The organism is Kitasatospora sp. NPDC057542, from assembly GCF_042801945.1.
Taxonomy (GTDB): Bacteria; Actinomycetota; Actinomycetes; order Streptomycetales; family Streptomycetaceae; genus Kitasatospora.
In genome coordinates, this window is sequence record NZ_JBHVFE010000245.1 from 1 (window position 1) to 12892 (window position 12892).

Below are 12892 nucleotides of genomic sequence, written 5' to 3' on the forward strand. Positions count from 1 at the left end.
CAGGAATTCAGCATCATATCGTGGAGAGATCTTTTCCGGAAGGCTTTTCCGGTGACGTTGTGGTCACGTTTTCGCCGCCGGAATTCCGTTCGGTCAGCCGCAGCGCCCCGGCGCTCAGCAGCAGGGCGAAGGCGAGTGCGGTGACCAGTCCGAAGGAGACGGTCAGCGAGGTGGCCTGGGCGAGGGCGCCGATGACCGCGGGGGCGATCAGTCCGGAGGTGTAGGTGACGGTGGCGACGCCCGCGATGGCCTGGCTGGGGTTGGTGCCGATCCGGCCCGCCGCGGCGAAGGCGAGCGGGACGATCACCGCGATGCCGACGCCGATGAGGGCGAATCCGGGGATGGCCTGCGCCGGGCTGTCGGCGGCGACCACCAGCAGGCCGCCGACGGTGGCGACGGCGCCGCCGACGCGGGTGGTGCGGACGGCGCCGAGGCGGCGGATCGCCGCGTCCCCGGCGAGCCGGCTGACCGCCATGGTGAGCGAGAAGGCGGTGTACGAGGCGGCGGCGACGGTGGCCGAGGCGCCGGTGACGTCCCGCAGGTAGACGCCGCTCCAGTCCATCGAGGCGCCCTCGGCGAAGACCGCGCAGAAGCCGACCAGCCCGATCACCAGCGAGCTGCGCGGCGGAAGTGCGAACCGTGGCGGCTCCTCCGCGCCCTCGTGTGCCCGGATGTCGGGCAGTCCGCGGCAGACGGGCTGGGCGAGCGCGAGCAGGACGAGCGCGGTGACGGCCAGCTGGAGCCGGGCGTCGAGGTCCAGGTGGGCGGCGAGGATGCCGAAGGCGGAGGCCAGCAGGCCGCCCGCGCTCCACATCCCGTGCAGGCCGGACATGATCGAGCGGCCGAGCCGCTCCTCGATCTCCACGCCCTGGGCGTTCATCGCGACGTCCGCCATCCCGGCCGTGGCGCCGTACACCAGCAGTGCCGCGCACAGCACCGGCAGCGAGGGGGCGAGCGCGGGCAGCGCGAGGGCCAGGCACCAGAGCGAGATCAGCCCGCGCACCGCGGCCCGGCCGCCGTAGCGGTGCACGAAGCGGCCGGCCAGCGGCATGGTGAGGGAGGAGCCGATGGCGGGCATGACCAGGGCCAGGCCGAGCTGGCCGGCGGAGAGGTGGAGGCGGTCCTGGATCCACGGGATGCGGGTGACGAAGCTGCCGCTGACGGCCCCGTGCACGCAGAAGACCAGGGCGATGCTCGCCCGGGCCCGGCGCGGTGCGGTCAGCGGCTGCGGCGGTGGTGGTGCGGTGGTTCCGCTCATGGGGTGTTCCCTCCCGGTCGCGCGGTGGGCGCGACGTGCCCTGTGGGTGGCCCTGTCGGCAGTCAAGCAGCAGGTGGTGCGTCCGGCCCGCGCGGCGGGGACGGCCGTCCGACGGACGGGCCGACCGGCTGGCTGTCCGGACGGTTCGATAAATTATCAGGAAGGGACCCTGATAGAAACACTCTGGAAGGATGAGCTGCCATGACCACCGCGCGTACGGCCACGCCGAGCACCGCCCGGGCGATCAACGACCGGCTGGCGCTCAACCTCCTGCTCGAACAGGGCCCCCTGACCGCGACCGAGCTGCGCGACCTCACCGGCCTGTCCCGGCCGACCGTCGCCGACCTGCTCGAACGCCTCCAGCGCACCGGCCTGGTGGCCGTCGTCGGCGAGCGCGGCGAACAGCGGCGCGGCCCCAACGCCCGGCTCTACGCACTGGTCGCCTCCCGGGCCCACCTCGCCGCCTTCGACGTCCGCTCCGGCGGCGTCAGCCTGGTCGTCGCCGACCTGGCCGGGCGCAGCCTCGCCGTCGCCGAGGTCCCGGTCGAGGGCGACGGCGGGCCGGACACCGCCGGGGCGATCGTGGCCACCCTGCTGGAGGCCGCGCGCGGCGCCGGCGTCGAGCGGCTGCACACCGTCGCGGTCGGCGCCCCCGGGCTGGTCGACCCGGCCACCGGGAGGCTGCAGAGCACCGGCAAGCTCCCCGGCTGGCACGCCGAACTCCTCGCCGCGCTGCGGCAGCTGCCCGGCACCGAGGTGATCCTGGAGAACGAGGTCAACCTGGCCGGGCGGGCCGAGTACCGGGTCGGCGCCGCGCGCGACCGCGACACCTTCGTGCTGCTCTGGCTGGGCCACAGCGTCGGCGCCGCCGTGATCCTGGACGGGCGGCTGCGTCGGGGCTTCTCCGGCGGCACCGGCGAGATCTGCTTCCTGCCCGTCCCCGGCACCGTCGGCCTGCCCAGTGCCGACAGCTGCGAGGGCGGCTTCCACGGCCTGGTCGGCAGCGCCGCGATCTGCGCGCTGGCCCGCGTCCACGGGCTGCCTGCCGACCCGGCGGGGCACGCCGCCGCCGCCGAGGCCGCCGTACGGGCCGCCCTGGCGGCCGGCGCGGCGGGCGAGGCCTTCCTGGACGAGCTGGCCGAGCGGATCGCGATCGGCGCGGCGGGCGTCTGCGTGGTGCTGGACCCCGGCTGCGTGGTGCTCGGCGGCGAGATCGGCCGGGCCGGCGGGCCCGAGCTGGCCGGCCGGGTCGAGCGGCGGCTGGCCCGGCTGTCCCCGTTGAGCACCGAGGTGCGGGCCGGTACGGCGGGCGGCGGCGCGGTGCTCAACGGGGCGGTGCTCACCGCCGGGGACGCGGTACGGCGCGACCTCTTCGGCGAGCCGTAGCGGCGGCGGGCCGTGGCGGCAGCCCTCGGGTCCTCACCCGGGCCGCCGGTACGGCAGGATGGCGCAAGGGGGCGCCTGCCTCCGGATCTCGAACCACCGTCAATCTCGAACCACCGTCAGGAGACGCACATGGGCCAGCCCGAGGTGCCGGCCAACCCGTACCGCATCGGCGAGGCCGCGGCGCTGCTCGGCGTCAGCGCCGACACCATGCGGCGCTGGGTGGACGCCGGGCGGGTCGCCGCCGTGCGGGACGAGCACGGGCACCGGATCATCCCGGGTGCCGAGCTCGCCGCCTTCGCCCGGGAGCTGGCCCGGCCGGAGAACGCCGAGGCGGAGGGCCGGCCGTCCTCGGCCCGCAACCGCTTCCCGGGGATCGTCACCGGCGTGGTGCTCGGTGACGTGGCCGCGCAGGTGGAGATCCAGGCCGGGCCCTTCCGGGTGGTGTCGCTGATCAGCCGGGAGTCGGCGGAGGAGCTGAACCTGGTCCCCGGTGCACCTGCCACGGCGGTCATCAAGTCCACCAATGTGATGATCGAGCGGCGCTGACGCCCCACCGGCGAATCCCCGAGCGACCCGGAACGAGACGAGCCCCCGAGCGGCCCGGAACGACCGGAACGACGCCGGACGACCCGGAACGAAGCGGAACCGAACGAGAGGCCCGAATGCCACCGCCGCACCTGCCGACCACCCAGAGCGCCGTGCTCGCGATCGAGGCCGTGGCCGGCCGGCACGGCCGCACCGTCCGGGCCCAGCACGACATCGGCCGCGACCGGACCTTCGCCGGGCTGGTCGGCCCGGGCGGCCCGGGTGATCCGGACGGGGGACCGGACGCCATCCCGCACGAGGCGCTGCTGGAGTTCGGCGGCCGCCCCGCCGTCACCGTCCGGCTGTTCACCCACGACGAGGTCACCGTGACCGTCGAGGGCATCGCCTTCGACGTCGATCGCGACCGCGTCCCCGGTTTCCTGAACGCCGTCTGGTCCGACCTCGTGCACGTCAAGGCGCGCACCTTCCCACCGTCCACCACGCTGATCGTCACCGTCCCGGGGGAGCCGGGCTACCGCGAGGGCATCGGCGTCCACAGCCTCACCCCCTGGCTCGCCGGAAGGATCCGATGAACGCCGTCGCCAAGCCGCTCGCCGTCGCCCACCGCGGTGACCCGTACCGCTTCCGCGAGAACACCCTGCCCTCCGTCGAGTCCGCGCTGGCCGCCGGGGCCGACGCCGTCGAGGTGGATGTCCAGCTCACCCGCGACCGGGTGCCCGTCCTGCTGCACGACCACACCCTGGAGCGGCTCTGGGGCGATCCGCGCCCGATCGACCGGGTCACCGCCGAACAGCTGGAGGAACTGCGACGGGGCCCGCTCGCCGTCCCCACCCTGGCCGAGGCGGTCAAGGCGGTGGCCGCCGTCGAGGGCCGCCGGCTGCTGATCGACCTGGACGACCCCGGGCCGGCCGCCGCCACCTGGTCGGTGGTCACCGGGCTCGACGCCGAACGGGCGGTCGCCTTCTGCGGCCCCGTCGGCGCCATGCTCGCGGTGCGCGAGCTGAGCCCGGACGCCGAGATCGCGCTCACCTGGAAGCAGCCCCGGATGCCCGTGCGCGCCCTGCTGGACGACCTGCGCCCGCGCTACCTCAACCCGCCGTTCGGCCTGGTCACCACCGAGTTCACCGCCGCCGCGGCGGACGAAGGGCTCGCCGTCTCCACCTGGACCGCCGACCTGCGCCGCACCATGCGCCGGCTGCGCGACACCGGGGTCGCCTCCATCACCTCCAACCGGGTCGGCGTCCTGCGCTCGGTGCTGGACGGCCGCCGGTGAGCGTGCCCGCACCGGGACCGGCCCTCGGGCAGCGGGCGCTCGGCCGGGCCCTGCTGGCCCGTCAGCACCTGCTCGCCCGCACCGACCTGGCACCCGCCGCGCTGATCCACCACCTCGGCGGGCTCCAGGCCCAGGCCGCACCCCAGCCGCCCTACCTCGGCCTGCTCGCCCGGCTCGACGGCTTCGCGCCCGAGCAGCTGAGCGCGCTGATCGAGCAGCGGACGGTGGTCCGGATCGCCCTCCAGCGCGGCACCATCCACCTGGTCACCGCCGACGACTGCCTGACGCTGCGCCCGCTGCTCCAGCCGATGCTGGACCAGGCACTGCGGACCACCTACGGCAAGCGGCTCACCGGGCTGGACCTGGACGCGCTCGCCGCCGAGGCCCGCACCCTGGTGGAGGAGGAGCCGCGCACCTTCCAGCAGCTCGGTGCGCTGCTCGCCGCCGGCCTCCCGGACCGCGACCCGGCCGCCCTCGCCCAGGCCGCCCGCTGCCGGCTGCCGCTGGTGCAGGTCCCGCCGCGCGGGCTGTGGGGACGCGGCGGCCCGGCCGCCCACACCACCGCCGAGGCCTGGCTCGGCCGCCCGCTCGACCCCTCGCCCAGCCCGGACGACCTGGTGCTGCGCTACCTCGCCGCCTTCGGCCCGGCCTCCGCGGCGGACCTCCGCAAGTGGTGCGGCCTGGCGGGCCTCGCCCCGGTGCTGCGGCGGCTCGCACCGCGGCTGCTGGCCCTGCGGGACGAGCAGGGCCGGCAGCTGTACGACCTGCCCGAGGCACCCCGTCCGGACGCGGACACCCCGGCGCCGGTACGGCTGGTCGCCCCGTTCGACAACCTGCTCCTCTCGCACGCGGACCGCACCCGGGTGCTGCCCGAGGAGCACCGGGGCCGGGTGATGACCCAGAACGGCATCGTGCACGGGACGCTGCTGGTGGACGGGCTGGTCGCCGGGACCTGGCGGCTGACCGGCGGGCGGGAGGTGGCCGTCGTCCCGTTCGTGCCGCTGTGCCGGGCCGACCGACAGGCGGCGGAGGCCGAGGCGGAGCGGGTGCTGGCCTTCGCGGGGGCAGGTGACGAAGGCGCGGTGCGGTTCGAGGCGCCCGAGTAGCTCGTTCGGGTGCTCGCGGTCGATCCGGCGGGCGGCCCGTCGGAACCTCTGTTGAGCTGGGGCGGTTCGGAATCATCGACGACCCCCGGCGGAGGTGGCCGTGTCCGTGGAGCGCGCGCCCGGCGAGCAACGGCAGTCGGACCGGCGCAGGCCGTACCTGATGCTGCCGCCCGGGCTGCGGCAGGCGGCGGCCTGGTCGGTGGCGGTGATCCTGCTGATCGCCGTCGCCTCGCTGGTGGTCTTCGCGCTGGTCGAACTGCGGGCCGCGACCGTGCCGTTCGTCCTGGCGCTGCTCGGGTCCTCGCTGCTCTACCCGGTGGTGCCCTGGCTGGTGCGCCGGGGCGTCGGACGGGGCCTGGCCGCCGGGCTGACCTGCACGGTGCTGGTCGCCGCGGTCGGCGGGGTGATCTCCCTGCTGGTCAACTCCCTGGTGCACAGCGCCCCGCAGATCGCCGCCTCGCTCCCGGAGGCCGGGCGGCGGTTGTCCGTCTGGCTCGGCCCGTTCGGGGCGAAGATCGAGCACGCGCTGAGCAACGCCAAGGGCGAGACCAATTCGCTGGTCTCCGCCCTCACCAACGGTGTGCTCTCGGGGCTCGGCCTGCTCACCCAGCTGGTCACCGGCGGGGTGCTGGCGCTCGCCCTGGTGTTCTTCTTCCTCCGGGACGGCCACCGTACCGGCGACGCCATCCGCTCCTACCTGTCCGAGCGCAGCGCCACGACCGTGATCGCCTGTGCCGAGCGGGCCTTCGACGCGATGGCCGGGTACATGCGCGGCACCACCCTGATCGCCCTGATCGACGCGGGCTTCATCACCATCGGCCTGCTCGCCCTCGGGGTGCCGGGCGCGCCCGGGCTGGGCGCACTGGTCTTCATGGGCGCGTACATCCCGTTCGTCGGCGCCTTCCTGTCCGGCTCGGCGGCCGTCCTGGTGGCCCTCGCCGACGGTGGCCTCGGCACCGGCCTGTGGGCCCTCGGCGTGGTGCTCGCAGTGCAGATGATCGAGGGAAACATCCTCCAGCCGGTCATCCAGAGCCGGACGGTCGAGTTGCATCCGGCCACCATCATGGTCGCCGTGGTGGCCGGCGCCGGGATCGCCGGGATCATCGGCGCCCTGCTCGCCGTCCCGGTCTGCGCCGCCGGAATGGGCGTCATCTCCGTCCTGCGCGGTGACCCGGGGCGGGCGACGGAGGCGGGGGAGTAGGACGGGCTCGGCGGTCCGGGCGGTCCGGAGCGCGGGCGGGGGCACCGGGGAGAGGCGGTGTCATGACGCCGAACCGGGTTGCCGGGGTGGGGGCGGCATGCGAGGATCGCTAAAGCGACGCAAGTCGCGATAGTGCCTGGGAGGGGTCGCATGGAACTGATCGAGGTCGCCGAGGCGGGGGCCGGGCCGTACGGGGTGACCGTGGGGCCCGACGGGGGTGTCTGGTTCACGCTGGTGCACAGCGGGGAGGTCGGGCGGCTGGGCCCGGACGGGCCGGTGGAACGCCATGACCTCGGTGCTCCGGAGTGCGGGCCGGCGGTGATCGCGGCGGGGCCGGACGGGGCGCTGTGGTTCAGCCGGATGCGGGACCACCGGATCGGGCGGATCACGGCCGGCGGGGAGGCGGGCTCGTTCGGGCTGCCGACGGAGAACGCCGGGCCGTACGGGATCGCGGCCGGGCCGGACGGTGCACTCTGGTTCACCGAGTTGAACGCGAACCGGGTCGGGCGGATCACCGTCGACGGCCGGGTGACGGAGTATCCGCTGCCGATCGCCGGGGCCTTCCCGTCGCTGATCACCGCGGGCCCCGACGGCGCGCTGTGGTGCACGCTCAACCAGGCGGACGCGGTGGCGAGGGTCGGTACGGACGGCGAGGTGACCGTCCACCGGCTGCCCACCGAGGGCACCGCGCCGGTCGGGATCACCGCCGGGGCGGACGGCGCGCTCTGGTACGTCGGCATCGGCGGCGGGCTGGTCGGGCGGATCACCGTGGACGGGAAGGTGGCGGAGTACCCGCTGGCCGACCGCTCGGCCAGGCCGCACGCGATCGCGGCCGGGCCGGACGGCCGGCTCTGGTTCACCGAGTGGGGCGCCGGCCGGATCGGGGTGCTCACCCCGGACGGGCGGCTCGACGGCCACCCGGTCCCGGGCGAGGGCGCCGAGCCGCACGGCATCGCCGTCGCCCCGGACGGCACGGTGTACGCCGCGCTGGAGCGCGGGCAGATCGCCAGGCTGGACGCTCAGGGCTGACGGCGCAGCAGCTCCTCCAGGTCGGCGAGCAGGCCGAGGGCGGCGGCCCGGTCCGGGACCGGCTCCGGGGCGGGGGAACGCTCGGCGATCACCCGCAGGGCGGCGGCGGCCTGGCGGGCGAACATGGCCAGCAGGTCCAGCTCGGGCAGGCCGGCGCGGGCCCGTGGGGCCGGGTCCAGCACCTCCAGGACGCCGAGCACCCGGCTGCCGTGGGTGAGCGGCGCGGCCATCAGGGCCGTCGGGACGTACGCGGTGGACTCGGCGAAGTCCCGGTCGAAGGTGCGATTGGCGCCCAGGTCGTCCACCACCATCGGTTCGCCCGAGGCGGCCACCCAGCCGGCGATCCCCCGGCCGGCCGGGAACCGGCGGCCCACCAGCGACTCCTCGCCGCGCCCGGACACGGCCTGGAAGACCAGATCCCCGGCCTCCTCGTCGAGCAGGCACACCGAGCCGGCCTGGGCGTCGAAGATCGCCCGGGCGACGTCCACCACGGACTGGAGCAGCTCGCGGGCCAGTGGATCGACGGCGGGGTCAGTGCTGAGGGTCATCGGGCGCCTCCGGGGTGGGGGTGGAAGGGACCTGGACGTTGGCCGCGGTGAGGTAGAGCGCGCTCTTCAGCTGGAAGGTCGTCAGCCGCGGCCGCCGGGACAGGATGCGGGCACAGAGCCCGGCCACGTACGGGGTCGCGAAGCTGTTGCCGGTGGTGCGGATGGTGGCGCCGCCGAGCCAGGGCACCCGGACGTTCTGGCCGGGGGCGAAGAACTCCACCGGGGGCGCCGGGTTGTACAGGTGCAGCTCCGGATCGTCCTCCTGGTGGCTGCCCACCGAGATGACCGAGGAGAACCGCCACGGGTAGCTCTCCACCGGGGTGTTGTGGGCGGAGGCGACGATCGCGGTGCGGGCGAAGAAGGCGTCGTCGGCGATCGCGTGCAGCTCCTCCAGGAAGCGGGCCCGGGTGGTGGAGAGGCTGAGGTTGACCACGTCGAAGCCCTGCCCGACGGCCCAGCGCAGACCGGCGATCAGCATGTCGCCGGTGCCGGTGAAGCGCTCGCCGAGGACCCGGACGCTGTAGAGCTCGCAGTCCGGGGCGGTGCGGCGGATGATGCCCGCGCAGGCGGTGCCGTGCCCGCAGGTGTCGCCGGCGGTGTCGGGGCGGACGGCGAGCTCCCGGGTGACCGGGTCCTTGACCACCGCCCAGGAGCCCTGCAGGGGCCCGACCAGTGGGTGGTCGGGCTCGACCCCGGAGTCGACCACGCAGACCCGCACGCCCTTGCCGGTGCCGTCGCTGCCGTCCGCGGGGTGGTCGGCGAGCACCGGGAGCTCGGCGGGGGTGCGGTCGCGCAGGCTCCAGGTGAGGCCGGCCCGGCCGCTCACCGGGTACCCCCGAGCCGTTCGGCGCGCCGCACGCCCGGCAGGTGGCCCTTGGCGGCGAACCGGTCCCGGGCGGTGGCGGCCGCCACCGCGGCCTCGGCGGGGCGGTCGAGCAGCAGCAGGGCGTGCGCCCGGTCCAGCGCGGTCAGCGCCTGGAGCAGCAGCGACTCGGTGGCCTCGGCGGCGGCCAGGGCGGCGGCGGTCAGGTCCAGCGCCGGTGCGGCCTCGCCCCGGGCTGCGGCGAGCCGGCCGCGCAGCGCGTCCAGCTCGACCGCGAGCACCGGGGGCAGCGGGGCGACGGCGTCCGCGCCCTCCAGGTGGCGGGCGGCCTGGGCCGGGCGGTCGGTGTCCAGCAGGACCCGGGCGGTGGTCAGGGCGAGGCGCGGCAGCGGGGCGGCGCTGCCCTGGTGACGGGCGATCTCGGCGGCGTCGGCGAGCAGGTCCAGCGCCTGGCCGCTCTGCCCGAGCGCGGCCGCCGCCTGGGCGGTCAGCGCGGGCAGCGCGACCATCGCCTCGGCCAGCGACAGCTCCCCGGCCAGGCCGTTCGCCTCGGCGAGCAGCAGCTCGGCCTCCTCGGGGCGGTCGCGCAGTGCCAGCAGCACGGCCAGCGGGCCGTTCAGCGCGACCCGGACGGTCCGCCGGCCGGTGCCGTGCTCGGCGAGCAGGGCGCGCAGCCGGAAGGTCGCGTTCGGGACGGGCTCGGGGCCGGCCAGCAACGAGGCGGCCAGTGCGGCCAGCACGGCGGCCCGGTCCAGCTCGGCGTCGGTGCGGGAGACCTGGTCGAGCGCCTGGTCCAGCAGCTGCTCGGCCTCGGTGTGCCGGCCGGCCAGCAGGTGCTCCTCGGCCAGCCGCAGCCCGGCCCGGGCCCGGCCGAGGTCGTCCCCGTTGTCGGTGAACAGCGGCAGCACGGCGCGGGCGGTCGCGGCGGGCTGGTCCTGGCCGGGCGGCAGGCCCCGGGCGGCCAGGGTGAGCCGGGCGTGCGCGGCGTCCAGCGGGTCGGCGGCCGCGTCCCGCACCTGGGCGAGGACGGGCATCGCCTCCTCGGCGCGGCCGAGCGCAAGCCTGGCCTCGCCGAGGCGGCGCAGCGCGGGGCCGGCGGCGCGCTCGCCCGGGTAGTGCAGCCGGACGGCGCGCTCCAGCAGGTCGGTGGCGGCGGGCAGGTCGGCGCGGGCCAGCGCGCCGGCCCCTGCGGCGCCGAGGGCGGCGGCCGCGCGGGTGCGCAGCACGTCGGTGCGGGTGTCCAGCAGGCCGAGTTCGAGCCGGTAGCGGTGGGCGCGCTCCAGGTGGCCGCCGACGGTGGCGTCCCCGGTGGAGCGGACGGCCGGCAGGCCGGCGGCGCGTTCGTGGCGTTCGGCGCGGGCCCGCTTGGACATCGACTGGTAGACCGACTCCTGGACCAGACCGCTGCTGAACCGGTAGCCGGTGCCGGTCGGTTCGACCAGCCGCAGCTCGGCCAGCCGGGCCAGCGCGGCGTGCAGCCGCGGCGGGGTGTCGTCGCCCCCGGCGGACGGGTCGGCCGGCAGGCCGTCGATCGGGCCGGTGAAGACGTCGTCCTCCGGGTCCGCGAAGGCGTCCTGGTCGCTGCCGCCGTGGGCGAGTTCGGCGAGTTCGGCGGCGGTGAAGGCGCGGCCGAGGACGGCGGCGAGGTCGAGGGTGGCACGCTCGTCGCGCTCCAGCCCGTCGATCTGGGCGCTGAGCAACGCCCGTCCGGTGGGCGGCAGTTCGTCGGCCAGGGCGGGGCCGTCGGCCTCGGTGAGGGCCGCCAGCAGCTCCTCCAGGTGCAGCGGGTTGCCCTCGGCGCGCTCCAGCAGCCGGGTGGGCACCGCGTCCTGGTGGGCGCTCAGCTCGGTCAACTGGGCGGCCAGCAGGGCGGATTCGTCCCAGGACAGGCCGCCGACCGGCAGCGTCGGCAGCCCCGGGCGGGCCGCCGGGAGCTCGGGGCGGGCCAGGCAGAGCAGCAGCACGGGGGCGGCGCCGAGTTCGGCCGTCAGCCGCTCGGCGGCGTCCAGCAGCACCGGGCCGGCCCACTGGCAGTCGTCCAGGACCAGGACGGCCGGGCGTTCGACGGTGCGGCCGCGCAGGATCGCGGCCAGCAGCTCCAGCGAGCGGCGGGCGTCGAGGCCCGGCGCCGTCGCCTCGTCCAGCCGGGCCAGCGCCTCGGCGGGGGCGGCGCCCTCGGGCTCGTCCAGCAGGGTCCGGACCGCCTCGGCGAGCGGCGCCAGCACGCCCTGCTCGCCGAAGCTGCGGCAGCGGGCGGTGCCGCAGCGCGCGGTGCGCCGGCCGACCCGCTCGCGCCACTCACGCACCAGCCGGGTCTTGCCGATGCCCGCCTCGCCGGCCACCAGCAGCAGCTCGGCCCCTTGGCCGCCCGCCACCCGGGCCAACGCGGCGTCCAGCTGGGCCAGTTCGCGCTCCCGGCCGACCAGCGGGACGTCGAAGCGGCGCAGCAGCTCCGGGTCGTCCTCGTCCAGGCCGAGCAGGCGGTAGGCGGTGACCGGTTCGGCCTTGCCCTTGAGGTGCAGCGGGCCGACCTCGTCCACCTGGGCGGCCGGGCCGGCCGCGCGCAACGTCTGCGGGCCGATCAGCACCTGGCCGGGCGCGGCCTGGGTCTGCAGCCGGGCGGCGATGTTCACGGTCTCGCCGGAGATCAGCGCCTGGCGCGCGGAGGCGTCCGAACCCGCCACCACCTGGCCGGTGTTGACGCCGATCCGGACGTCCAGGCGGACCCCGAGGGTGGCGTCCAGCTCGGTGTTGAGGTCCTCCAGGTCCTCCAGCATGGCGAGCGCGGCGGCCAGCGCCCGGTGGGCGTCGTCCTCGCGGATCACCGGGACGCCGAAGACGGCCATCACGGCGTCCCCGATGAACTTCTCCAGGGTGCCGCCGTGCGCCTCGATCCGGCGGTGCATCCGCTCGAAGTAGCGCAGGATCACCTCGCGTAGGGTCTCCGGGTCGAGCGCGCCGGACAGGGCGGTGGAGTCGACCAGGTCGCAGAAGACCACCGTGACCAGCTTGCGCTCCTCGGCGGCCAGGTCGAGGGCGGCGCTGCGGGGGGCGCCGCAGGAGGGGCAGAACTGGTCGTTGGTGCCGACGAGCTGGGCGCAGAGTGGGCAGGGCATGGTGGCCGTCCTTCGGTCGTCCTTCGCTGTGCGGGCGTGCGCGGCGGAGCGGAACGGGTGTGCGCGGGCGTTCCGGGCCAGGGTTGCGGCCACGGCTTCGGGCCCGGTCGGAGAACACCCGGCGAACGGTATGGCCGCAGGTGGAGCGGGCGAGGGGGCCTCCCGGGAGGGCCGGCCAGGGGCCCCGCAGGCTGGCGCAGCCGCGCCGGCCTGCGGACATACCGGCCCCCAACCGGCCCCGAAGCCGGGCGCAGCCGGCCCTCCGCAGCATGGTGGGCAACGGCGGGCAGCCGCTCGCCGGAGCCCTGACCACCCCCATGCGGAAGGGAGTTCGACCATGGCCGAGAACATGGAGCAGCAGAACGTCGGCGAGAACGGCGAGGAGACCCCGGAGGTCGAGGCGCACGCCGCCAACATCCTGGACCTCCAGTCGATGAAGGTCCTGAGCGAGGCCTCCGACGGCAGCTGCTTCAGCCTGATCAGCTACGTCAGGGGCACCGAGACCACCGCCTGAGCGGAGTCCGGATGCCGGGCCGTGCACGGGGGCGGACGCACCACCGCCCCCGGCCGCCGGCCATCGCAAGGCTTCCGGGGCGGTCCCGTCGC

12 protein-coding genes are annotated in these 12892 nt (G+C 76.0%); 8 read left to right on the forward strand and 4 right to left on the reverse strand.

Going from position 1 to position 12892, the window contains the following annotated elements:
• Positions 1–13 precede the first annotated feature (13 nt).
• The gene (locus ACFU7Y_RS26705; protein ID WP_224275856.1) at positions 14–1258 is read right to left on the reverse strand and encodes an MFS transporter; all 1245 of its coding nucleotides are present in this window, start codon (positions 1256–1258) and stop codon (positions 14–16) included.
• Positions 1259–1459: 201 nt separating this feature from the next.
• On the opposite strand from ACFU7Y_RS26705, the gene ACFU7Y_RS26710 reads away from it, so the two are divergent.
• The 7 genes from ACFU7Y_RS26710 to ACFU7Y_RS26740 all read left to right on the forward strand — a co-directional run bounded on the left by ACFU7Y_RS26710 (position 1460) and on the right by ACFU7Y_RS26740 (position 7799).
• Entirely contained in the window at positions 1460–2644 is a 1185-nt protein-coding gene (locus tag ACFU7Y_RS26710) for an ROK family transcriptional regulator (protein ID WP_380769890.1), read from the forward strand.
• Between the two features lie 129 nt (positions 2645–2773).
• Complete coding sequence (locus tag ACFU7Y_RS26715; protein ID WP_224285212.1) at positions 2774–3190, forward strand: molybdopterin-binding protein; 417 nt, start codon at positions 2774–2776, stop codon at positions 3188–3190.
• Positions 3191–3306: 116 nt separating this feature from the next.
• Positions 3307–3762 carry a hypothetical protein gene (locus tag ACFU7Y_RS26720; RefSeq protein ID WP_224285211.1) on the forward strand — a complete coding sequence of 152 codons (456 nt, stop codon included), beginning with the start codon at positions 3307–3309 and terminating at the stop codon, positions 3760–3762.
• Positions 3759–4463: a glycerophosphodiester phosphodiesterase gene (locus tag ACFU7Y_RS26725; RefSeq protein ID WP_224285210.1), complete on the forward strand. Its 705-nt coding sequence runs from the start codon at positions 3759–3761 to the stop codon at positions 4461–4463. Before ACFU7Y_RS26720 ends, ACFU7Y_RS26725 begins: the two co-directional genes overlap by 4 nt.
• Positions 4460–5569: a winged helix DNA-binding domain-containing protein gene (locus tag ACFU7Y_RS26730; protein ID WP_380769891.1), complete on the forward strand. Its 1110-nt coding sequence runs from the start codon at positions 4460–4462 to the stop codon at positions 5567–5569. The genes ACFU7Y_RS26725 and ACFU7Y_RS26730 overlap by 4 nt, the downstream gene beginning before the upstream one ends.
• A gap of 100 nt (positions 5570–5669) precedes the next feature.
• A complete protein-coding gene (locus ACFU7Y_RS26735; RefSeq protein ID WP_380769892.1) occupies positions 5670–6770 on the forward strand; it encodes an AI-2E family transporter in 1101 nt (366 codons plus the stop codon).
• 150 nt (positions 6771–6920) lie between these two features.
• The gene (locus tag ACFU7Y_RS26740) at positions 6921–7799 is read left to right on the forward strand and encodes a virginiamycin B lyase (RefSeq protein ID WP_380769893.1); all 879 of its coding nucleotides are present in this window, start codon (positions 6921–6923) and stop codon (positions 7797–7799) included.
• Here ACFU7Y_RS26740 and ACFU7Y_RS26745 read toward each other — a convergent pair.
• From ACFU7Y_RS26745 to ACFU7Y_RS26755, 3 genes are read right to left on the reverse strand one after another with little or no spacing between them, the layout of a single operon-like run.
• On the reverse strand, positions 7790–8347 hold the full coding sequence (locus ACFU7Y_RS26745; protein WP_224284592.1) for a GAF domain-containing protein: 558 nt from the start codon (positions 8345–8347) through the stop codon (positions 7790–7792). The genes ACFU7Y_RS26740 and ACFU7Y_RS26745 overlap by 10 nt on opposite strands.
• Entirely contained in the window at positions 8331–9173 is an 843-nt protein-coding gene (locus ACFU7Y_RS26750) for a S8 family serine peptidase (RefSeq protein ID WP_224284591.1), read from the reverse strand. The genes ACFU7Y_RS26745 and ACFU7Y_RS26750 overlap by 17 nt, the downstream gene beginning before the upstream one ends.
• Positions 9170–12286 carry an adenylate/guanylate cyclase domain-containing protein gene (locus ACFU7Y_RS26755; protein WP_380769894.1) on the reverse strand — a complete coding sequence of 1039 codons (3117 nt, stop codon included), beginning with the start codon at positions 12284–12286 and terminating at the stop codon, positions 9170–9172. The genes ACFU7Y_RS26750 and ACFU7Y_RS26755 overlap by 4 nt, the downstream gene beginning before the upstream one ends.
• A 337-nt stretch (positions 12287–12623) precedes the next feature.
• Here ACFU7Y_RS26755 and ACFU7Y_RS26760 point away from each other — a divergent pair, with 337 nt between their 5' ends.
• A complete protein-coding gene (locus tag ACFU7Y_RS26760; RefSeq protein WP_224284484.1) occupies positions 12624–12800 on the forward strand; it encodes a hypothetical protein in 177 nt (58 codons plus the stop codon).
• Positions 12801–12892 lie beyond the last annotated feature (92 nt).

Excerpts from the sequence above, each read along its gene's own strand:
- ACFU7Y_RS26705 (WP_224275856.1), bottom strand. The coding sequence starts at position 1,258 with ATGAGCGGAACCACCGCACCACCACCGCCGCAGCCGCTGACCGCACCG.
- ACFU7Y_RS26710 (WP_380769890.1), top strand. The coding sequence starts at position 1,460 with ATGACCACCGCGCGTACGGCCACGCCGAGCACCGCCCGGGCGATCAAC.
- ACFU7Y_RS26715 (WP_224285212.1), top strand. The coding sequence starts at position 2,774 with ATGGGCCAGCCCGAGGTGCCGGCCAACCCGTACCGCATCGGCGAGGCC.
- ACFU7Y_RS26720 (WP_224285211.1), top strand. The coding sequence starts at position 3,307 with ATGCCACCGCCGCACCTGCCGACCACCCAGAGCGCCGTGCTCGCGATC.
- ACFU7Y_RS26725 (WP_224285210.1), top strand. The coding sequence starts at position 3,759 with ATGAACGCCGTCGCCAAGCCGCTCGCCGTCGCCCACCGCGGTGACCCG.
- ACFU7Y_RS26740 (WP_380769893.1), top strand. The coding sequence starts at position 6,921 with ATGGAACTGATCGAGGTCGCCGAGGCGGGGGCCGGGCCGTACGGGGTG.
- ACFU7Y_RS26745 (WP_224284592.1), bottom strand. The coding sequence starts at position 8,347 with ATGACCCTCAGCACTGACCCCGCCGTCGATCCACTGGCCCGCGAGCTG.
- ACFU7Y_RS26755 (WP_380769894.1), bottom strand. The coding sequence starts at position 12,286 with ATGCCCTGCCCACTCTGCGCCCAGCTCGTCGGCACCAACGACCAGTTC.
- ACFU7Y_RS26760 (WP_224284484.1), top strand. The coding sequence starts at position 12,624 with ATGGCCGAGAACATGGAGCAGCAGAACGTCGGCGAGAACGGCGAGGAG.